Source organism: Tersicoccus solisilvae (assembly GCF_014643255.1).
In the GTDB taxonomy this organism is placed as follows: Bacteria; Actinomycetota; Actinomycetes; order Actinomycetales; family Micrococcaceae; genus Tersicoccus; species Tersicoccus solisilvae.
Genome location: NZ_BMJI01000013.1, coordinates 33,603 through 52,309 on the forward strand (window position 1 = coordinate 33,603; position 18,707 = coordinate 52,309).

The window sequence follows — 18,707 nt, forward strand, 5'->3', positions numbered from 1 at the left end:
GCGTCAGTGGGCGAGCGCGACCAGGGGGTCCAGGGCGAGCGTGAGCACCATGCCCAGCAGCAGGCACGCCGGCACGGTGAGGATCCAGACGCCGACGATGCGGGTGGCCAGGGGTCGGTTGATGGCGACGAACCGGTGGTTGGCGGCGGTGCCGAGCAGGCCCGCGGCCACGGTCTGGCTGCTCGAGACCGGCACGTCCAGGACCGTCGTGCCGCCGAACATCATCACGGCGCTGATCCACTGGGTCACCATCGCCCGCAACGGGTCCAGGCGCACCAGCCGGTAACCCAGCGTGTGGGTGATGCGCCAGCCCCCGGTGAGGCAGCCGGCCGCGCCGATCAGGGCGACCGCCGCGACCACCGTGCCCACGGGTCCGCCGTCGCGGTCGACGACGCCGGCGGTGATCAGCGCGGCGGTCATCACGGTGATGGAGCGCAGGCCGGTCTGCATGCCGTGCCCGAGGGCGACGACCGCGGCCCCCACGGCCAGGGCGGCCCGGTTCCGGGCGGAGAGGAACCGCACCTCCTCGTGCCGGTCCAGGAAGCCGAACACGGCGACGGCCCCGAAGCTGAGGGCGAAGGCGGCGACGGGCGTCACCAGCAGCGGCAGCACCACCGAGGGCCAGAACTGGCCGTCGATGCCGTCCAGCGCCTCGTGACCGAGCAGCACGGTGGCCAGGGAGGCGCCGACCAGGCCGGAGACCAGCGCGTGCGTCGTCGATGAGGGCATCGACCACCAGTAGGTCACCAGTCCCCAGCAGCACGCCGCGAGCACGCCGCTGAGCAGCACGCCCAGGCCGAACGGGCCGTCCGGCATGGTCAGCCAGTCCGCCACGGTGGAGCCGAGGGTCGCGCCGGCGACGCAGCCGAACCCGTTGAACAGCGCGGCGACGAGGACGGCGATCGACGGGCTGAGGGCGTGGGTGCGGACGGCGGTCGCGATCGAGTTGGAGACGTCGTGGAAGCCTGCGATGAACACCAGCACCCCGCTCACCACGAGGGTGACGACGAGCAGCAGCGACACCTCAGGATTCCCTCACGATGATCTGACCGACGTGGCTGGCCATGTCCCGCAGCAGCCGGGTGGTGCCCACCAGCTGGTCCGCGAGGAAACGGTGCCGCTCGAACCCCGTCGGCGCGTGCTCGGCGAGCAGTTCGGCCAGGTGCTTGCGGTGGGTGCTCTCCGCGCGGCGGGACAACCGGTGCACCTCGATCCAGTAGTCCTCCAGCTCGTCGAGCGTGGTGAGCCGGCGCATCGCCCGGGTGGTGCTGTCGACCTGCAGGCTGATCACCTCGAGTTGCTCCGCGGGACGCCGGGACAGATGGGTCAGCCGGTGCAGCAGGATCAGGTGACCCGCGGCGTCCAGGCTGGTCATGACGCCGGTGAGGTGGGCGGCGAGGGCGTAGAGGTCCTCCCGGGGCAGCGGGGAGATCAGACTGGTGCGCATCCGGGTCAGCAGCGCGAACTGCAGGTTCGCGGTGGCCGCGTCGAGCTCGTGCAGGGACCCCGAGAGTCGTTGGACGTCCTGCACGGGGGCACCGAGGAGTTCACCGAGGATGCGGACCGCCTCGCCGAGCTGCTGGGCCATCTCGGCGAGCAGCTCGACCCCCTCGTTCTGCTGGGGGAACAACGTGAAACGCACGGGGTCACTGTAACCGGCCCGCGTGAACGCGGCCGCGCACCGGCATCCGGGCATGAAGGTGGCGCCGAACCGGGAGCGCCTCTCGGCGGAAGGCCGCTCGAAGCGGCTTTATGTTGGAGCCCGGGGCTGCCACGGTTCGACGCCGTAACTCAGTCAACTACTCGACTTCGGGCCGTGTCAAACCCTTCCGGGGCGACCCCGGCGGCGTCGCAGGTCAGGGCGCGGGACGCGGCACGTCGCCGCACCCGCCATGCCCGGGACGCCCCGGTGAGCGCTCAGTAGCGGTTCGCCGGCTCCGGGTCCCGCCCCAGCGACAAGCCGGCGAACGAGGCGACGACCAGGCTGACGCCGGCCAGGACGGCCGCCAGCGGTGCCGTGGCGGTGACGTCGCGCTGCACGATCTCGGCGGCACCGGCGGGGAGCGCCGTGGACGTCGCGAGGAAGGCGAAGCCGGTGGCCGCCGCCAGCACGAGGATGACGACGCCGCTGACGACCATGCCGCCCGGGGCGCGGGAGGTGCAGGCCACGCCGATCGCCATCAGCACCAGGCCGAGGACGAGCGCGATCGGGCGGGTGGCGTCGGGGGCGGGCCAGCCCACGCGGGCGAACGCCTGGAGCAGATTCTCCTGCGTGGCCAGGCAGAACAGGGCAAGCCCGGGCGCGAAGCAGATCGCCGAGAACAGGCCCAGGAAGAACGAGCTGACCGGACCGGCGAGGTCCTCGGCCCGGCGGCGGGTGGAGAACGCCAGACCGATCAGGAAGAGCAGCACCCCCGCCAGGGCCGTCTCCGGTCGGAGGAACGCCTCCGCGACGGGGGCGGGCACCGACCACGCCGTCAGCTGGCCGCGCACCAGGGCGGCCGCGTCGCCGCTCACCATGGCGGCGAGGGCGGGCAGGGCGATGATCGACCCCATCAGGGGAGCGGTGGAACTGACCCGGCCGGCGACGATCACGATGGCCACGCACAGCACACCGGCCCCGAAGCCCAGCAGGGCCAGCAGGCCGCCGCCGTCGAACGCGCCGCCGGGGCGCACGGTGCCGGTCGCCGCCTGACCGTTCATGCCCAGCAGCGCCGCGGCGATGACGGCCAGCAGCAGGCCGAGGACCAGCAGCCCCAGCTTCGCGCCGATGCCCGTCCGGTGCGCCCTGCCGGTCGCGGCGTAGGCGTCCCGGTCCTCGTCGACGGCGAGGCGGCGGTCCGACGAGTAGCCCGCGGCCCGGTCGGTCTCCTCCGGGTAGTCGTCCTGGTCCTCGTCCCAGGCCGCGCGCTCGCTGCTGATCGGCTGCGGCGCGGTCGTGCCGCGCCCGTCGTCATTCCCGTCGTCGTTCCCGCCGGCGGGCTGGCCCGTCGGCCGGTCGAACGCCTCGGTCCGGGCGCCGACCGGTTCCCTGCCGGCGGCATCCGCGCGGTCGCGATTCCCTCCGCGTCCGCGGTCCAGACCTTCGAGCGGCCGGGTGGCCGCCGAGCCGGCACCCCGGTCGTCGGCATCGTCGTCGCCGACGTACAGATCGGAGTCGTACCAGTTGCTGTAGTCCGGGCCCTTGTCGTCGCGGTCCCGGGACGAGCGGGCGATCGGCTGGGTGGGGGTGGCCTGTGTCGGCGCCCCACCGTCGAGGTCGAGGGGCTGCGTGCGGTCCGTCGGGGTGGTGCGGATCGGCTCCGTCGGGGAGGACGACCCACGGCTCCTACGGGCGTCACGAGTGTCGTCGGGCTGGTCCTCTGGCCGGATCTGCATGCCTGCCAGCCTATCGGCGGGGCCGGCCGGCGGGCCGGGAGCCGGGGCGTTTCGCGCGGCGGGCTCGGTTCGGGTGGCCGCGGACCTCAGTCCAGGTGGCCGCGCCGCCAGGCCTCCGCCGACGCCTCGAGGTCCTCCGCCGTCTTGATCAGCCGGTGGGACCGGCGGGTCAGCTCGCTGGCGTACTCCGGCTTGCTGGTCTCGGCGTCGTCGGCGACGTTCGTCTGTCCCAGGGCGACCACCCGGCAGAACGCGGCGCTGCGCTCGAGCGCGACGTCGAACTCGCCGTCGAAGGCGCCGGAGAGGATCGCGTCCGCCATCTCGCGCATCTCGACCGCGCCCGGCGGCTCGGCGGCACCGGCCACCACGTTGGACACCTGCGCGACCGACTGCCCGGCCTGGAAGAACTGGGCGATGCGCTCCGGGTCCCGCTGGGCGGATGCACGGATCGCGTACAGCCGCCACAGGGCACCGGGCAGGGAAACGGCGGGGCTCTCGGCCCACATTTCGGCGATGGCCTCCAGGCCCTGCTTGTCGGCGAGCTTGACCAGCCGGCGGGTCACCTCGGGGTCCTCGGACGCGCGCCCGTGGTGCACGAGGGCCCGGGCGGCCAGGTGCGCCGCCTCGGAGATCCGGACCGGGTCCGCACCACCCTCGTACGCCTCGAATCCCGCCGGGTCCATCTGCACGGGGCGGTGGGGTCGGGGTGCTGAAGAGCTGGGCTTCTCGCTCATGCCCGTCAGGATACGCCCGGGAGGCGGGACCGCGACGACCGATCCGGCGGACCGGTCGGGACGCGGCTCAGAGCCGGGCGTTGGCCAGCACCGGCAGCGTCCGGCGGGTCCGCGCGACGACCCCGGGATCGACATCGGCGATCAGCAGGTCCGCCCGCCCGTCGAGGGTGGCGACGGGGAACCCCAGCGGGTCCACCAGCGCGCTGTGCCCGACGCCGGTCGGGGCGCCCTCCTTGACGGGGACGCCGGTGACGGCGGGGTCGGCCTGCCCGGCTGCGGCGACGTAGGCCGTCGCGTCCAGCGCGCGGGCCCGCACCAGCAGGTCCCACTGCTCGGTCTTGGTCGGGCCCGCGCCCCAGGACGCGCACACGGCGATCAGCTGGGCGCCCTCGGTCGCCAGCCGGGTGAACAGTGCCGGGAAGCGCACGTCGTAGCAGGTGGCCAGGCCGACCGTCACGTCGTCCACGGTGAAGGTGACCGGCGCGTCCCCGGCGTCGACGGTGTCCGACTCGGCGAAGCCGAACGCGTCGTAGAGGTGGATCTTGTCGTAATGGGCCTCGACGCCACGGCCGGTGGCGAGCAGGGTGTTGCGCACCTTCCCGTCCGCCCCCGGCGTGAACATGCCGACGACGACGGTGACGTCGTGGTCCGCGGCGACCTGCCGCACGGCGTCGGCCCACGGCCCGTCGACGGGCTCGGCGATGTCGGTCAGCCGGTGCCCGAAGGCCCGCATCGTCGCCTCGGGGAACACGACCAGCCGCGCCCCCTGGGCCGCCGCGCGGGCGGTGTACTCGCGGACCAGCGCGAGGTTCTCCGCGGCGTCGGGTCCGCTGTTGATCTGGGCCAGGGCGATACGCATCGAACTGCCTCCTCCTCGTGTTGTATACATAAGGTATGCGTCAGCGTGTCACGGCGGCCACGTCCGGTCGGGAGCGCGCCTACGCCTACCTGCGGGACGAGATCCTCTCCGATCCCGCACGGCAGGGCACGTTTCTCAACGAGACCGAGCTCGCCGCCTCCATCGGAGTCTCGCGCACGCCCGTCCGGGAGGCGCTGCTCCTGCTCGTCGCGGACGGGCTGATCGAGATGATCCCCCAGCGCGGCGCCCGGGTGCCGGTGGTGGGCCGGCAGCACATCCACGACCTGATGCAGCTGCGCTCCATGCTGGAGTGCCAGTCGGCGCTGATCACGCTGCGCGACCGGACCGCCCCGGTGGGGGCGATGGACGCCGTGCTCGCCGCCCAGGAGGACCTGGCCGACGGCGGGGACGAGCGCGCGTTCATCGACCTGGACCGCGACTTCCACCAGGCGCTCATCGACGCCGTCGGCAACGGCCTGCTCTCCGCCAGCTACGCGAAACTGCGCTCGCGGCAGATCGTGATCGGCGTCGAGGCGCTCTTCCGGTCCCCGGAGCGACAGCGGCAGGTGGTCGCGGAGCACCGGGCCATTCTCGCCGCGCTGCAGGCCGGCGACGACGCCGCGGCGACGGCCGCCATCGTCGAGCATCTGCGCGTGACCGAGCGGGTGCTGCTCGGCGGCTGACGCCCCGCCGCCGAGCGCACGCCGCGTCACAGGCTGGGCGAGTCCTGGTGCTCGGCCGCGTACTCGCGCAGGTACTCCTCGTCCTCGGCGTGGTTCGGCTCCCGGCCCATGGCCAGCCCGACCAGCGTCAGGATGCACGCCACCGCCACGTACAGCGCCACCGGCCACCAGTTGGCCCCGTTGGCCGAGACCAGCGTGAACATCAGCGGCGCCAGCGCGCCGCCGAACACGCCCGCGATGGTGTACGCGAGCGAGGCCCCGGTGTAGCGCAAGCGCGGGTGGAACTGCTCGATCACGAAGGCCGCCTGCGGGCCGTACATGAACGAGTGGAAGGTCAGGCCGATGATCAGGGCGAGGATGAGCAGCCCCTGCGCGCCGGGCTGGAGGATGACGAAGAACAGGAAGCTGAAGACGGCGGTGCCCGCCGCGGCGACGGCGTAGAGCGTGCGTCGCCGGATCCGGTCCGACAGCCAGCCGGCCAGCGGGATGGTCACCAGCTGGAACGCGGAGCCGACGAGCACGGCCACGAGCGCGGCATTGCGGGACAGGCCCAGGTGCTGGACGGCGTAGGAGAGGCTGAAGACCGTCAGCAGCGCGTACAGCACGTCCGGTCCGAGGCGGGAGAGGATGCCGGCGACCAGCGGACGCAGCTGGGTGGTGAAGACCTCCCGCACCGGCGCCTCGGAGCGGTCACCGCGGGACTCGAGCGCCTGGAAGACCGGGGTGTCCTCGAGCTTGAGCCGGATCCACAGGCCGAAGGCCACCAGGACGGCGGAGAGCAGGAACGCGACGCGCCAGCCCCACTCGAGGAAGGCGTCGGCGGAGAGCAGCGCGGTCAGCCCGGCCAGGGCACCGTTGGCGAGCAGGTTGCCGGCCGGCGGCCCGATCTGTGCGGCCGACGCCCACAGGCCCCGCTTCCGCGGATCGCCGAACTCGCTCGAGAGCAGGACGGCGCCGCCCCATTCGCCGCCGACGCCCACGCCCTGCGCGAACCGCAGCACCACGAGCAGCAGCGCGGCGGTGCCGCCGATGTCCACGTAGGTGGGCAGCACGCCGATCAGGAAGGTGGAGACGCCGATCAGCAGGAGCGTGATGACGAGCACGCGCTTGCGGCCGATGATGTCGCCGAGCCGGCCGAACACCACGCCACCGACGGGCCGGGACACGTAGCCGACGGCATAGGTGCTGAAGGCCAGGATGGTGGCGGTGAACGGGTCCGCGGACGGGAAGAACAGGATGGGGAAGACGAGGGCGGAGGCGGCGGAGTAGACGGCGAAGTCGTACCACTCCAGCGACGTGCCGGTGAGGCTGGCGACGAAGGCCTTGCGCAGGCCTGCGCTGTCGATGGCCTCCTCGGCGGAGACCGGTCGGTCGGGGGTCATGGATTCTCCTCGGGAACGGTGCGCGGGGAACGACGTGTTGTATACATTAGGCATACAGAGCCGCGCTGACCAGACCTGCGCCGGCGTCGTCGGGAGAATCGATCTCCCCACACACCGTCACATCGCCGACACATGAGGGAGCCGAGATGACCACCCTGACCTTCGCCCTGCCGGACGGCACCACCGAGACCGTCGCCGTCACGCGCCTCCTGAACGCCGGGTACGCCGGCCGCGACCAGGCCGAGGTGCGCGCGCACATCGAGGAACTGGCCGAGCTCGGCGTGCCCGGGCCGGACACCATCCCGACCATGTACCCCATCGCGCCGTACCTCGCGCAGCAGACCGACGTCGTCGAGGTCCAGCACGGCAAGACCTCCGGCGAGGCGGAATGGGCACTGATCATCACCGAGTCCGGCGTGCTGCTGAGCGCCGCCTGCGACCACACCGACCGGAACCTCGAGGTGCACGGCGTGGCGTGGAGCAAGAACGCCTCCCCGGACGTCATCGCCACCAGCGCCTGGCGGCTCGACGACGTCCGCGACCACCTCGACGACATCACGCTCAAGGCGTGGGTGGGCCAGGACCGCCGGCTGATCCAGGACGGCACGCTCGGCGCCCTGCTCGACCCCGACCACTGGCTCGGCGTGCTCGCCGAGCGCGGCCTGGACACGCCCGGCACCGTGCTGGTCTCGGGCACCATCACGATGAAGCCCGGCGTCGACCAGTTCGCCGACCGCTGGGAGGTCGAACTCGGCGACCCGACCACGGGTGCCACCATCGGCCTCGCCTACGCCGTCGCACCGCTGCCGGAGCCGATCGGCTGACGCCCTCCGGCGTGCTCGGCCGGCGGGCGTTGCATCGGGGCTGACGTGCGATGATGCGACCGGGCGACCGCGCGTCGTCCGTCTGCCGCACGTGCGCGGCGGGCACGGGGGCCGAGCACGGGGAATCGATGAGAACAGCACCCTCCACCAGAACAGCACCGTCCACCGGAATCGCCACGAGCACTGAACTCAGGGCGCCGGCCGCGGCAACGTTCGGAATCGCAGGAACGGTGGCGCTGGTCATCTCCATCGTGGCCACGGCAGGCATGTTCACCGAGGGCGACCCCCTGTCCGCCCTGGCGAGGGCGGTGTCGTCCGTTCCCGTGGTCGCCGGGGCGTCCCTTCTCCTGGTGGGCATCGCGTCGGCCATCTACCTCGTGGCTCAGCGCCGTCTGCTGTGGCTGATCGTCGGGATACCGTGTTCCGCCGTGCTCCTGCTGGTCGTCCTGGTCGTCATCGGCCTTGCCCTCGGCCCCGGTCTCGACGGACTGATCCTCCCGGCGATGTTCGCGCCGATCGTCATACTCCTCGGGGGAACGCTGACGGTCCTCATGAGCCTCGGCCTGCTCCTGCCTGGTCGAGCGAGGACCCCGGTGACGGTCGTCGGCGTGGTCTTCATCGGCGCGTCAGTGGTCTGCGGCTTCTTCGCGCTGCAGTCGTAGGCCGACAGACACGGCGTGGTCGCCATAATGGGGTGATGGACCTGAACTGCGACCTCGGCGAGTCCTTCGGCGCGTGGACCATGGGGGACGACGAGGCGATGTTCTCGCTCGTCACCAGCGTCAACGTGGCCTGCGGATTCCACGCCGGGGACCCCATGACCATGCTGCGCTCCTGCCGGCTCGCCGGTGAGCACGGGGTCACCGTCGGCGCGCACGTCGCCTACCGGGACCTGGCCGGCTTCGGCCGGCGCCGGATGGACGTCGCCCCCGACGAGCTGACCGCGGACGTGCTCTATCAGCTGGCCGCGCTCGACGGGATCGCGCGGGCCACCGGTATCGCGGTCCGCTACGTCAAACCGCACGGCGCTCTCTACAACACCATCGCCGTCGACGAGTTCCAGGCTCGCGCCGTCGTCGCCGCGGTCCGACTCGCCGACCCCGGCCTGCCGATCCTCGGCCTGCCCGCCTCGGTGATCGAGGCCGTCTGCGTCGAGGAGCGGCACCCGTTCGTGCGTGAAGCCTTCGTGGACCGCGCCTACACCCCGGACGGCAACCTCGTGTCCCGCCGCGAGGAGGGCGCGGTGCTGCACGACGTCGCCGCCGTCGCCGACCGGGCGGTGGTGATGGCCCGCGACGGCGTGGTGACCGCCCTGGACGGCACGCAGGCCGAGGTGCGGCCCCGCTCGCTGTGCGTGCACTCCGACACCCCCGGTGCCGTGGCGATGGCCGGCGCCGTCCGCGAGGCCCTGACCGGTGCCGGGATCGAGCTGAGGCCGTTCGCATGAGCGACGTCGCTGTTCCCCCGTCCGCACCGTCGACGCCCCGCATCCTGCCCGACGGGGATCGCGCCCTGCTGGTCGAGGTGGAGGACAACGCCGCGGTCCTGGCCCTGCGCGCTCGTTTGCGCGCCGATCCGGGTGCCGTACCCGACGCCGTCGTCGACGTCGTGCCGGCCGCCCGCACCCTCCTCGTCGTCGCGTCGACTCCGTCCGCCCTCAGCGCGGTGCGCGCCTGGCTCGAGACGGCCCTGGCGGCCGGACGCTCCGGCGACGAACCCGTGGACGTCGCCCCCGGCCGGGAGATCACCATTGCCGTCCGCTACGACGGGCCCGACCTGGCCGACGTCGCCGCCGAGCTCGGCATCGGCGTCGACGAGGTGATCGCCCGGCACACGGGCACCGTGTGGCGCCTGGGCTTCATGGGCTTCGCGCCCGGCTTCGGGTACCTCGTGCCCGACGACTCCGCGTCGCCTGCGGACGGCGGGCTCGCCGTGCGGCGCCTGCCGACGCCCCGGACCCGGGTACGGCCCGGCTCCGTCGGGCTCGCCGACGGCTTCAGCGCCGTCTACCCCGCGGCGTCCCCCGGCGGTTGGCGACTGATCGGCAGCACGGACCACGCGATGTGGGACCCGGCCGCGGAACCGCCCGCCGCGGTCGGCCCCGGGGACACCGTCCGGTTCGTGGCGGCCGACGACGTCGCGGAGCCGCCGGCGGCGGGCGAGGACGGGCCGGAGGCGACGGACCGGGCCGCGACCGCGCCGTCCGGGCGGCACGCCGGTGCCTCCCCGGCTCTCCCGCGATCCGGTGCCGCGGTCCGGAAGCTCACCGTGCTGCAGTCCGGCCCCCAGACACTCGTGCAGGACTCCGGCCGACCCGGACGGGCCGACCTCGGGGTCAGTCCCTCCGGGGCGCTGGACCGGCAGGCCGCCGCCATCGCCACGGCGCTGGTGGGCAACGATCCGGGCACGCCGGTGCTCGAGGTCCTCCAGGGCGGCCTCCAGGTGCGCGCCCACGCCGAGCTGCTGGTCGCCGTGACGGGCGCCGTCGGCCCCGTGCGCGTCAACGCCCAGCCCGTCTCGCAGCACCGGGCGGTGACCCTTCCCGCCGGCGGCCTGCTCGACATCGGGCCGGCACTGGCGGGCATGCGCTACTACGTCGCGTTCCAGGGCGGCCTCGAGGCGGAGCCGGTCCTCGGCTCGGCCAGTGCCGACCTGCTCTCCGGGCTCGGGCCGCGGCCCCTGATCGCGGGGGAGGAGGTCGCCGTCGGACGGACCCGGCTGACGCTGGCCCGCCCGAGGAGGCCGCTCAAGCCCCGGGTGCCGACCGTGGACGACACCGTCGTGCGGGTCCGGCCCGGTCCCCGCCGAGACTGGTTCGACGCCACCGCATGGGAGGCGCTACTGGACGCCCGGTGGACCGCCACGGGCGACTCCAACCGGGTCGGCATCCGCCTCGACGGCCCCGATCTGACGCGGGTCCGCGAGGACGAACTGCCCAGCGAGGGCATGGTCACCGGGTCGCTGCAGGTGCCGTCGTCGGGACTGCCGATCGTCTTCCTCGCCGACCACCCGGTCACCGGCGGCTACCCGGTGATCGCCGTCGTCGTGGACGCCGACCTCGACGTCCTCGCCCAGCTGCGGCCGGGCCAGGGGCTGCGGTTCACCGACGGCGCCGTCCGGGTCTCGGCCGGCCTCCAGGGCTCGGTGAACCGGATCGAACGGGCGGTCGGTTCCCTGTTCCGGCGCTGACGGCAGGTCCGGGCGCATTCCCGGGGTGAGGCGTCCTCGCCGCGGTCGGCGATACGGTGAGCCATGATCGTCGTCCTGGCCGCGGTGCTGCTCGTGCTCGTCGGTGGCTCGAGCGTCGTCCTGGGACTGCGCGTGCGGCGGCGGTGCGCACGGCGGCTGCGGGAATGGACGGCCGTCGAGGCGACCGTCGTGGGGCGATCTCCCGGCGCCGGCGCCGACGTCTCTCAGGAGGGTCTCGTCGCGCAGTACCGCTGGCATGACGGACGGGTCCGCACGGTCCGCAGCGCGGTGAGCCGGACGTCGGTGCCGTGGCGATCGCACCAGGGCGAGACGATCACGGTGCACGTCGACCCGGCCGATCCGGACGAGGCGGCGATCGTCGTCGGCCCCTGGGGCGAACAGCGTGCGGTCGGCCTCACCGTCGCCATCGGGATCGTCTTCGTGGTGGTCGGGCTGGTGGTCGGTGTCGTCGCCCTGAGTCTGCGCTGACCACGCGTCGCCCACTCGATCGGCAAGGCCCCGCGGGCAGCGGCCGCCCGGTCCCCGAACCGCGCCCGTCAGACCGTGGTGTCGCCGGCGGTGCGACGCTGCCGTCGCAGCGACGCCGTGGCGAGGGTGGACCTGAGCAGGTAGAGCGGGCCGGGTGGCATCCAGCCGAGCTGGCGGGCGCACCGGTGCGGCCCGGCGGCAACGCGGGGCATACTGGCACCCTCAGCCGCAGCCCACCCGAACGGAGGCGCCATGATCTCGACCGAGCTGGCCCGGGCGCTGCGCACCGCGGGTCTGCGCTGGACGCCGGAGCCCGGTGACCGATTCGTGCTCGACCCGGAGCAGTCGCGGCTGGTGCCGGACGAGGACCGCAAGGACGTCTACACGGTCAGCGACATGACCATCGAGGCCCACGAGTACCCCACCGGCACGATCCTCGGGTTCAACGGGACGACGGAGTGGGCACTGGACTCGGTGGCCCTGCAGGACGCGCTGTGGCTGCCGGCCGAGGGCCAGCTGCGGAGCCTGCTGGGGGACGGATTCCGGTCGCTGACCGCCGACGACGACGGTCGCTTCACGGTGCGGGCGCGGCTGCGCGGTGGTGACCGCGCCTTCGAGGGGCCCAGCCCCGCCGAGGCCTACGGCGAGGCGCTGCTGGCGCTGCTCCTGCTGGCGGTCGCGCCGCCGGACTGAACGGTGCCCCGGCCGTCGTCGGGCCGCCGTCCTGGCCGGCCATGGGGATCCCCGGCATGCGCTACCGTGGAGGCAGCCCGCTCGCGGGCAGGGGCCTCTAGCTCAGTTGGTAGAGCATCGGACTTTTAATCCGCGGGTCGTGGGTTCGAGCCCCACGGGGCCCACTCGTGACTACGCGCCGGTGAGCATCCGGTGGACGAGGTCGAACCGCGCCTCCGCCCGGCTGGCCGGCAGCCGCCCGCTCGCCTCCAGGGTGGCGAGCCCGTGCAGAGCGGACCAGGCCACCTCCGCCCGCACGTCGTCGGGTTCCCCGAACACGTCGCGGATCCCCGCGAATGCACGCACGAGTGGCTCGGAGGTGTCGTCCGCGGCGAAGACCAATCCGGTCGACATGGTGAACATCGCGTCGTAGACGCGGGGGTGGGCGGCGGCGAAGTCGAGATAGGCGCGCATCCGGACCAGCAGATCGACCTCCACCGCCTCCAGCGCGGCGGCCAGATCGGCGAACCCGGCGAGCGTCACCGCGTCCAGCAGCGCCTGGCGGCCGGTGAAGGCCGAGTACAGCACCGGTTGCGTCACGCCGAGTTCGCCGGCGAGGCGACGCATCGTCACTGCCGTCCAACCCTCGGATTCGGCGAGGTCACGGGCGGCGCGGACGACCAGGTCTCGGCGCACGTCGAGGTCGGGGGCCGGTCTCGGAGGCACGGTGTCGAGGATAGCGGGATCGGGGAGCGCGGTGCGCCGCCCCGGGGTACGGTGCAGCCCTCAGTCCCAGGCCCCGGCGGCGGCGTCGCCCTGCGCCGTCACCTGCGACATCAGACCGGCGAAGTCCTCGAGGTGCCACGTCGTGTCGATCCGGCCGGCTCGCACCCGGTGCACGTCCATCGTGCGGATCGCGATGCGCCGCCCGGTCGGCGGGTGGCCGAGGAAGGCCCCGCGGTGCGTGCCGGTGACCGTGTTGCGGACGGCGACGCGATCGCCGTCGACGAGCAGATCCTCGTTGACGACGTCGTAGTCGGGGAACGCGTGGCGGAACGTCTCGATCTGGGCGGCGAGCCCGGCGGCTCCCGGCTGCTGGCCGGGAGCGAGTGGCAGATCCACCCAGCCGATGGCGAGAACATCCCGGTGGATCGCGGTGTCGCCGGTGCGGAACGGTTCGTAGAAGGCGCGCACCAGACCCTTCAGGTCGGCCGGCTCGGATCTCGTCATGATGTCCTCCTGGCGTGGTACTGAGCGGTTCAGCTGCGGTCAGCCGAGCGCGAGAACGAGCCCGGCGGCGACGAGGACAGCGGCAGTGGCCCCGTGAATGCCGAGCGCGGTGGAGAGCGTCCCGTGGTTGGCCCGGACGATGATCGCATCGCCGATCGGCGTGATCGCCGCCGCCACCATCACCCAACCCAACGCCTGCCGACCGGCGACGATCAGCACCACGACGAGCACGATGCCGGAGGCGATGTCGCGGACGCCCTTGATGCTGGTGAGGGCGCGGAAGCTGTCCGCCGGAACCCCGTAACCCGCCACGGCGACGCGAGGTGCGACGATGAAGCGGGCGCCGATGAGCACGATGAGGACGCAGACCAGGAGTGCGACGACGAGTGCGGCGATGACCAAGGGACGCCCCTTCTTCAGATAGCAACGTTATATAACGATGCTAGCCAAACCGCACGGCTCGTCAAGGGATCTCGTGCCGAAGCGCGGGATTCCGTCCGTCCGTCAGGACTTCACGAGCCGCGCGATGGCGTCGGACGCTTCCTTGATCTTCTGCTCCGCCTCCGAGCCGCCGGCCTTCGCCGCGTCGACGACGCAGTGCTTGAGGTGGTCGTCCAGCAGGCCGAGCGCCACGTTCTCCAGGGCGCTGGTGAGCGCGCTGATCTGGGTGAGGATGTCGATGCAGTACGTGTCCTGGTCGATCATCCGGTGGATGCCGCGCGCCTGGCCCTCGATGCGCTTGAGCCGCGCCAGGTACCGGTCCTTGTCGCTGATGTACCCGTGGACGGGGCTCGACGGAGTCTCGGGGGTGGTGGCCATGGTGGTGGCTTCCTTCCTCTCAGCTGCTGTCGGTCGTGCGGTGGTCGAGGAACGCGCCGGCGCTGCTGGCCGGTCTGAGGTCCAGGCGGCGCAGCAGCTGGGCGTTGAGCGCCACGACGACGGTGGAGATCGACATCAGGATCGCACCGACGCTCATCGGCAGCACGAACCCGATGGGGGCGAGGACCCCGGCGGCCAGCGGCACGGAGATCAGATTGTATCCGGCGGCCCACCACAGGTTCTGCTTCATCTTCTGGTACGCGGCACGCGACAGCACGATCACCGAGAGCACCGACCGCGGGTCGGAGGAGGCGAGGATGACGCCCGCCGAGGCGATGGCGACGTCCGTGCCGGCGCCGATCGCGATGCCGACGTCGGCGGCCGCGAGCGCGGGCGCGTCGTTCACGCCGTCGCCGACCATCGCCACCCGCCGGCCCTCCCGCTGCAGCTCCGCCACGGTCTCGGCCTTGTCCTCGGGCCGGACTCCGGCGTACACGCGGTCGATGCCGAGCTCGCGGGCGACGGTGTCCGCCACGGCCCGCGCGTCGCCGGTCACCATGACGACCTGCACCCCGGCGGCGTGCAGCGCGTCCACGGCGTCGCGGGACTCGGGCCGCACCTCGTCGGCCAGCCGGAGCGCCCCGGCCACCCGACCGCCGACGACGACGTGCAGGACGATCGCGCCCTCGTCGTGCCAGCGGCCCGCGGTGGTCAGTTCGTCGAGGCCGTGCTGCTCGAGCAGGCGCGGGCCGCCGACCTCGACGACGTCGCCGTCCACGGTGGCCCGCACGCCGACGGCGGGGGAGGAGGTGAAACCGTCCGCCGGCGGGACGTCGATCCCCCGGTCCTCCGCGGCCCGGACGATCGCCTTCGCCAGCGGGTGCTCGCTCGCCCGTTCGGCCGCGGCGGCGACTGCGAGCACGTCGTCCTGGGACCGGCTCCCGTCCGCGGTCGCGACGGCCGTGACCGTCGGCTCGCCCCGGGTCAGGGTGCCGGTCTTGTCCACGAGCACCGTGTCCACGGTGCGCATCGACTCCAGGGCCAGCCGGTCGGTGACGAGCACCCCGCCGCGTGCGGCGCGCTCGGTCGCGATCGCCACCACCAGGGGGATGGCCAGGCCGAGGGCGTGGGGGCAGGCGATGACGAGGACGGTGATGGTGCGCACGACGGCGTCGTCGGGCAGGCCGACCGCGCTCCAGACCAGCGCGGTGATCACCGCGGAACCGAGGGCGAACCAGAACAGCCAGGCCGCCGCCGTGTCGGCGATCCGCTGGGCCCGTGAGGTGGAGCTCTGCGCGTCCGCGACCAGCCTGCGGATGCCGGCCAGCGCGGTGTCGTCGCCGGTGGCGGTCACCTCGACGCGCAGCCCGGAATCGGTGGCCACGGTGCCGGCGACGACGCGGTCCCCGGTGCCCCGGTCCACCGGCGTCGACTCCCCGGTGACCATCGACTCGTCCATGCTGGCGGCCCCGTCGAGGATCCGCCCGTCGGCCGGTACCGCGGCGCCGGGCCGCACGAGCACGACGTCGCCGACCACCAGGTCCGCCGGGGCCACCGGCACGACGTCGTCCCCGTCGATCCGCTCGGCGGTGTCCGGCAGCAGCGCGGCGAGGGAGTCGAGGGCGGACGTGGTCAGCGCCAGCGAGCGCATCTCGATCCAGTGCCCGAGCAGCATGATGACGACCAGCAGGGCGAGTTCCCACCAGAAGTTCAGCTGCGCGTCGAGCAGGCGCAGGCTCGCGCCCCACGAGGCGAGGAAGGCGACCGTGATGGCGAGGGCGATCAGCAGCATCATCCCGGGCCTACGAGACCGGAGTTCCGCGACGCCGCCGGTGAGGAACGGCCGGCCGCCCCCGGCGTAGAGCACGGTGCCGAGGACGGGGGAGACCCAGCGCACCCACGCGGCGTCGGGCAGGTGGTAGCCGAGCAGGTGGGCGAACATGTCGTTGCACGCGACCACCGGGACGGCGATCACGAGCATGATCCAGAACAGGCGGCGGAATTGGGCGACGTGATCGCCGTGGCCGCCGTGGCCGCCGTGGCCGCCGTGATGACCCGGATGTCCGTGGTCCGGATGGTCGCCGTGCCCGGCATGGTCGTGGCGGGAGGGGGTGCCGTCCGGAGCGGTCATCGGGTGGGCGTCGTCGAGGGCGGGGGTGGCGTGCGGATCTCGTGCCATGACCCATACTGTATACCCCTAGGGGGTATTAGCGAAGGGTGGCAACCCGGCGTCAGGAAGGATGGCCTCATGTCCGCCTCAGCCGTGTCCCTCGATCGTTCCGCCTGGGCCTCCGCCTTCGCCCGGGTGGTGATCGGCAACCTCCAGCGGGAGTACCCGTACGTCGCGCACCACGCGACAGCCGGTCCCGACGACCGGGCGCTGCCGGTTGACCTGCACCCCGCGTTCGCGACGTCGTACGACTGGCACTCCTCGGTGCACATGCACTGGCTGGCGGCGCGGCTGCTCGCGTATGCGGCGACCGCGCCGGACGCGCACGGCATCGGCCTCGAGGAGGGCCTGAAGGCCCGACTCACCGACCTCCTGTCGGCCCATTTGACCGGCCCCCACGTGCAGCGGGAGGCCGAGTACCTGACGGCGGCGCCGGACTGGGAACGGCCCTACGGATGGGCCTGGGCGTTCCGGCTCGCGGCCGAGGTCTCGACGTCCGAGGTGCCGGCCGTCCGGGCGCTGGCGCCGGGGTTCGCCCCGTTCCTCGACGTGCTCGAGGACGTGACCGCCCGGTGGCTGGCGAATGCGGCCTACCCCGTGCGCCACGGCGTGCACGGGAACTCGGCGTTCGGGCTGATGCTCACCCTCGACGCCGCCCGCGTGCTCGGCCGGACCGACCTCGCCGACACGGCGTCGCGCACGGCACGGGCGTGGTTCGGCGCGGACGCGGGCTGGCCGTTCGCCTGGGAGCGCAGCGGGCACGACTTCCTGTCCGCGGGGCTGGCCGAGGCCGACCTGATGCGGGCCGTGCTGCCGCCGGCCGAGTTCGCCGGCTGGGCGGAGGACTTCTTCTCGGCGCTCCGGCCGGGCGACGACGTGCTCGCGCCGGCCGTCGTGCGCGACGAGAACGACCCCCAGCAGGTGCACCTGTTCGGCCTGGATCTCTCCCGTGCCGGGGCCGCGCGCCGCATCGTCGACGCGCTTCGAAGCGCGGGTGCGGCCGGAGGCCCCGTCGACCTGCTCGAACCCGCAGTCGACCCGCTGCTCGCGGCCGGCCTCGCCGCGAGCGTCGGCGAGGAGTACTACTCCACGCACTGGCTCGCCTCGTTCGCGTGGGACGCCATGGAGGCCCGGGAGCACGCCGCCCGCACCGCCGGCTGACGCGAGGACGGTCAGGACATGCCGGCGACGTTCACGAGGACGACGAACGTCGCCGTACCGAGGCCGACGCTGAGCAGCGTGCGCCGCCCGAAGGCCAGGTGCACGACGACGGTGACGACCGCGGCGATCGCCCCGGAGAGCAGGGAGGGAAGGTCGTGACCGGCGGAGGAGCGGAACGTGGCCGCGGCGAGGATGGCCAGGATGCCCACCGGCATCCACACGGACATCGTCCGGACGAACCGGGACGCGCGCAGGGGCCGGAGCAGCGCGAACGGCAGCGCCCGCAGGGAGAAGGTGACGACGAAGATGATCGCCAGCACCCCGGCGACGTACCAGGGATCGACCGACCCGCCGATCACGCTGCCGCCTCTCGGGTCCGAGTCAGTGCCCAGCGGGCCACGAGCAGCACGACGAAGCCGATCAGCCCGGCGAACAGCGCCGAGTCCGGTACCAGCACGATCGCGGCGGAGAAGCTGAGGCCGGCCAGCAGCAGGGAGGGCAGTTCCTTCCGGCTGCGGCAGGCGTCCAGGGTGAGCGTGATGAAGAGGGCGCAGAGGGCGAACTCGAGGCCCTGGATCCGGAACGGGATCAGCTGCGCGAGCGCGACGCCGGTCAGGCCGCCGCCCACCCAGTACGACTGGAACGCGAGCTGCATCGCGAGCAGCCGCCACGACGTCCACGCGCGCGGCCGGCCCGCGGTCACCGCGAACGCCTCGTCGATCAGCGCGTACATGGAGTAGAACCGCGCCACGGGGTTGCGCACCACGTGCAGGGGGAACGTGAAGGCGTAGAAGACGTGCCGGAAGTTGACCAGGAAGGTGGTCAACGCGATGGTCGCCAGCGGGGTGGCCACCGTGATCATGCTGATCATCAGCAGCTCGAGGGACCCCGCGAAGCCGAAGATCGACAGGGCCGGCGCGATCCACCACGGCAGACCCGCCTGGATCACGAGCAGGCCGAACGCGATGCCGATCGGGTACATGCCCAGCCCCGCGGCGAGGGAGTCCCGCGCGCCCGCGGCCACCTGCTGGCGCCGGGTCTGCGGGGGCGCCGCCACGATCGTCTCCACCTCACCATGTTCTCAGGATCGGCGAGCCATCCGGTTGCCGGATCATTC

22 protein-coding genes and 1 tRNA gene are annotated in these 18,707 nt (G+C 73.0%); 9 read left to right on the forward strand and 14 right to left on the reverse strand.

Features of this window, described 5'->3' with window-relative positions:
• Positions 1 to 3: 3 nt before the first annotated feature.
• From IEX22_RS10560 to IEX22_RS10580, 5 genes are all read right to left on the reverse strand, one after another.
• Positions 4 to 1,023 carry an inorganic phosphate transporter gene (locus IEX22_RS10560; protein WP_188668368.1) on the reverse strand — a complete coding sequence of 340 codons (1,020 nt, stop codon included), beginning with the start codon at positions 1,021 to 1,023 and terminating at the stop codon, positions 4 to 6.
• Between the two features lies 1 nt (position 1,024).
• Positions 1,025 to 1,642: a nuclease PIN gene (locus tag IEX22_RS10565; RefSeq protein WP_188668369.1), complete on the reverse strand. Its 618-nt coding sequence runs from the start codon at positions 1,640 to 1,642 to the stop codon at positions 1,025 to 1,027.
• Between the two features lie 275 nt (positions 1,643 to 1,917).
• On the reverse strand, positions 1,918 to 3,378 hold the full coding sequence (locus IEX22_RS10570; RefSeq protein WP_188668370.1) for a cation:proton antiporter family protein: 1,461 nt from the start codon (positions 3,376 to 3,378) through the stop codon (positions 1,918 to 1,920).
• Positions 3,379 to 3,464: 86 nt separating this feature from the next.
• Positions 3,465 to 4,112 (reverse strand): hypothetical protein, encoded by a 648-nt coding sequence (locus tag IEX22_RS10575; RefSeq protein ID WP_188668371.1) that lies wholly within the window; start codon positions 4,110 to 4,112, stop codon positions 3,465 to 3,467.
• Between the two features lie 67 nt (positions 4,113 to 4,179).
• Positions 4,180 to 4,971, reverse strand: coding sequence for a carbon-nitrogen hydrolase family protein (locus IEX22_RS10580; RefSeq protein ID WP_188668372.1), 792 nt, complete (start codon positions 4,969 to 4,971; stop codon positions 4,180 to 4,182).
• Between the two features lie 35 nt (positions 4,972 to 5,006).
• Here IEX22_RS10580 and IEX22_RS10585 point away from each other — a divergent pair, with 35 nt between their 5' ends.
• Entirely contained in the window at positions 5,007 to 5,654 is a 648-nt protein-coding gene (locus tag IEX22_RS10585; protein WP_188668373.1) for a GntR family transcriptional regulator, read from the forward strand.
• 26 nt (positions 5,655 to 5,680) lie between these two features.
• On the opposite strand, the gene IEX22_RS10590 is transcribed toward IEX22_RS10585, so the two are convergent.
• Positions 5,681 to 7,036, reverse strand: coding sequence for an MFS transporter (locus IEX22_RS10590; protein ID WP_188668374.1), 1,356 nt, complete (start codon positions 7,034 to 7,036; stop codon positions 5,681 to 5,683).
• Positions 7,037 to 7,182: 146 nt separating this feature from the next.
• Here IEX22_RS10590 and IEX22_RS10595 point away from each other — a divergent pair, with 146 nt between their 5' ends.
• The 5 genes from IEX22_RS10595 (at position 7,183) to IEX22_RS10615 (ending at position 11,538) form a co-directional block, all read left to right on the forward strand.
• The gene (locus IEX22_RS10595) at positions 7,183 to 7,860 is read left to right on the forward strand and encodes a DUF2848 domain-containing protein (protein ID WP_188668375.1); all 678 of its coding nucleotides are present in this window, start codon (positions 7,183 to 7,185) and stop codon (positions 7,858 to 7,860) included.
• Positions 7,861 to 8,090: 230 nt separating this feature from the next.
• Positions 8,091 to 8,522, forward strand: a complete 432-nt coding sequence (locus IEX22_RS10600) for a hypothetical protein (RefSeq protein ID WP_188668376.1) — start codon at positions 8,091 to 8,093, stop codon at positions 8,520 to 8,522.
• A 35-nt stretch (positions 8,523 to 8,557) separates the two neighbouring features.
• A complete protein-coding gene (locus IEX22_RS10605; RefSeq protein ID WP_188668377.1) occupies positions 8,558 to 9,307 on the forward strand; it encodes a LamB/YcsF family protein in 750 nt (249 codons plus the stop codon).
• Entirely contained in the window at positions 9,304 to 11,049 is a 1,746-nt protein-coding gene (locus IEX22_RS10610; protein ID WP_188668378.1) for a 5-oxoprolinase subunit B/C family protein, read from the forward strand. The genes IEX22_RS10605 and IEX22_RS10610 overlap by 4 nt, the downstream gene beginning before the upstream one ends.
• Positions 11,050 to 11,112: 63 nt before the next feature.
• A complete protein-coding gene (locus tag IEX22_RS10615; RefSeq protein ID WP_188668379.1) occupies positions 11,113 to 11,538 on the forward strand; it encodes a DUF3592 domain-containing protein in 426 nt (141 codons plus the stop codon).
• Between the two features lie 68 nt (positions 11,539 to 11,606).
• Here IEX22_RS10615 and IEX22_RS10620 read toward each other — a convergent pair whose 3' ends face one another.
• Positions 11,607 to 11,750 (reverse strand): hypothetical protein, encoded by a 144-nt coding sequence (locus IEX22_RS10620; RefSeq protein ID WP_188668380.1) that lies wholly within the window; start codon positions 11,748 to 11,750, stop codon positions 11,607 to 11,609.
• A 40-nt stretch (positions 11,751 to 11,790) separates the two neighbouring features.
• Here IEX22_RS10620 and IEX22_RS10625 point away from each other — a divergent pair, with 40 nt between their 5' ends.
• A complete protein-coding gene (locus IEX22_RS10625; protein ID WP_188668381.1) occupies positions 11,791 to 12,231 on the forward strand; it encodes a pilus assembly protein CpaE in 441 nt (146 codons plus the stop codon).
• 91 nt (positions 12,232 to 12,322) lie between these two features.
• Positions 12,323 to 12,395 (forward strand) — tRNA-Lys (locus IEX22_RS10630).
• Between the two features lie 7 nt (positions 12,396 to 12,402).
• Here IEX22_RS10630 and IEX22_RS10635 read toward each other — a convergent pair.
• The 5 genes from IEX22_RS10635 to IEX22_RS10655 all read right to left on the reverse strand — a co-directional run bounded on the left by IEX22_RS10635 (position 12,403) and on the right by IEX22_RS10655 (position 16,390).
• A complete protein-coding gene (locus IEX22_RS10635) occupies positions 12,403 to 12,936 on the reverse strand; it encodes a TetR/AcrR family transcriptional regulator (RefSeq protein WP_188668382.1) in 534 nt (177 codons plus the stop codon).
• Between the two features lie 60 nt (positions 12,937 to 12,996).
• Positions 12,997 to 13,440, reverse strand: a complete 444-nt coding sequence (locus tag IEX22_RS10640) for an ester cyclase (protein ID WP_188668383.1) — start codon at positions 13,438 to 13,440, stop codon at positions 12,997 to 12,999.
• A gap of 39 nt (positions 13,441 to 13,479) precedes the next feature.
• Positions 13,480 to 13,842 (reverse strand): DUF4267 domain-containing protein, encoded by a 363-nt coding sequence (locus IEX22_RS10645; protein ID WP_188668384.1) that lies wholly within the window; start codon positions 13,840 to 13,842, stop codon positions 13,480 to 13,482.
• 102 nt (positions 13,843 to 13,944) lie between these two features.
• Positions 13,945 to 14,259, reverse strand: coding sequence for a metal-sensitive transcriptional regulator (locus IEX22_RS10650; RefSeq protein WP_188668385.1), 315 nt, complete (start codon positions 14,257 to 14,259; stop codon positions 13,945 to 13,947).
• 19 nt (positions 14,260 to 14,278) lie between these two features.
• Positions 14,279 to 16,390 (reverse strand): heavy metal translocating P-type ATPase, encoded by a 2,112-nt coding sequence (locus tag IEX22_RS10655; protein WP_188668425.1) that lies wholly within the window; start codon positions 16,388 to 16,390, stop codon positions 14,279 to 14,281.
• Positions 16,391 to 16,507: 117 nt separating this feature from the next.
• Here IEX22_RS10655 and IEX22_RS10660 point away from each other — a divergent pair, with 117 nt between their 5' ends.
• Complete coding sequence (locus tag IEX22_RS10660) at positions 16,508 to 17,590, forward strand: DUF2891 family protein (RefSeq protein WP_188668386.1); 1,083 nt, start codon at positions 16,508 to 16,510, stop codon at positions 17,588 to 17,590.
• Positions 17,591 to 17,601: 11 nt separating this feature from the next.
• On the opposite strand, the gene IEX22_RS10665 is transcribed toward IEX22_RS10660, so the two are convergent.
• Complete coding sequence (locus tag IEX22_RS10665; protein WP_306464442.1) at positions 17,602 to 17,949, reverse strand: branched-chain amino acid transporter permease; 348 nt, start codon at positions 17,947 to 17,949, stop codon at positions 17,602 to 17,604.
• Positions 17,946 to 18,659, reverse strand: a complete 714-nt coding sequence (locus tag IEX22_RS10670; RefSeq protein WP_306464443.1) for an AzlC family ABC transporter permease — start codon at positions 18,657 to 18,659, stop codon at positions 17,946 to 17,948. The genes IEX22_RS10665 and IEX22_RS10670 overlap by 4 nt, the downstream gene beginning before the upstream one ends.
• Positions 18,660 to 18,707 lie beyond the last annotated feature (48 nt).

Coding starts and splice junctions, on each gene's coding strand:
- IEX22_RS10570 (WP_188668370.1), bottom strand. CDS start 3,378: ATGCAGATCCGGCCAGAGGACCAGCCCGACGACACTCGTGACGCCCGT.
- IEX22_RS10575 (WP_188668371.1), bottom strand. CDS start 4,112: ATGAGCGAGAAGCCCAGCTCTTCAGCACCCCGACCCCACCGCCCCGTG.
- IEX22_RS10580 (WP_188668372.1), bottom strand. CDS start 4,971: ATGCGTATCGCCCTGGCCCAGATCAACAGCGGACCCGACGCCGCGGAG.
- IEX22_RS10585 (WP_188668373.1), top strand. CDS start 5,007: ATGCGTCAGCGTGTCACGGCGGCCACGTCCGGTCGGGAGCGCGCCTAC.
- IEX22_RS10590 (WP_188668374.1), bottom strand. CDS start 7,036: ATGACCCCCGACCGACCGGTCTCCGCCGAGGAGGCCATCGACAGCGCA.
- IEX22_RS10595 (WP_188668375.1), top strand. CDS start 7,183: ATGACCACCCTGACCTTCGCCCTGCCGGACGGCACCACCGAGACCGTC.
- IEX22_RS10605 (WP_188668377.1), top strand. CDS start 8,558: ATGGACCTGAACTGCGACCTCGGCGAGTCCTTCGGCGCGTGGACCATG.
- IEX22_RS10610 (WP_188668378.1), top strand. CDS start 9,304: ATGAGCGACGTCGCTGTTCCCCCGTCCGCACCGTCGACGCCCCGCATC.
- IEX22_RS10615 (WP_188668379.1), top strand. CDS start 11,113: ATGATCGTCGTCCTGGCCGCGGTGCTGCTCGTGCTCGTCGGTGGCTCG.
- IEX22_RS10620 (WP_188668380.1), bottom strand. CDS start 11,750: ATGCCCCGCGTTGCCGCCGGGCCGCACCGGTGCGCCCGCCAGCTCGGC.
- IEX22_RS10625 (WP_188668381.1), top strand. CDS start 11,791: ATGATCTCGACCGAGCTGGCCCGGGCGCTGCGCACCGCGGGTCTGCGC.
- IEX22_RS10640 (WP_188668383.1), bottom strand. CDS start 13,440: ATGACGAGATCCGAGCCGGCCGACCTGAAGGGTCTGGTGCGCGCCTTC.
- IEX22_RS10650 (WP_188668385.1), bottom strand. CDS start 14,259: ATGGCCACCACCCCCGAGACTCCGTCGAGCCCCGTCCACGGGTACATC.
- IEX22_RS10655 (WP_188668425.1), bottom strand. CDS start 16,390: ATGACCGCTCCGGACGGCACCCCCTCCCGCCACGACCATGCCGGGCAC.
- IEX22_RS10660 (WP_188668386.1), top strand. CDS start 16,508: ATGTCCGCCTCAGCCGTGTCCCTCGATCGTTCCGCCTGGGCCTCCGCC.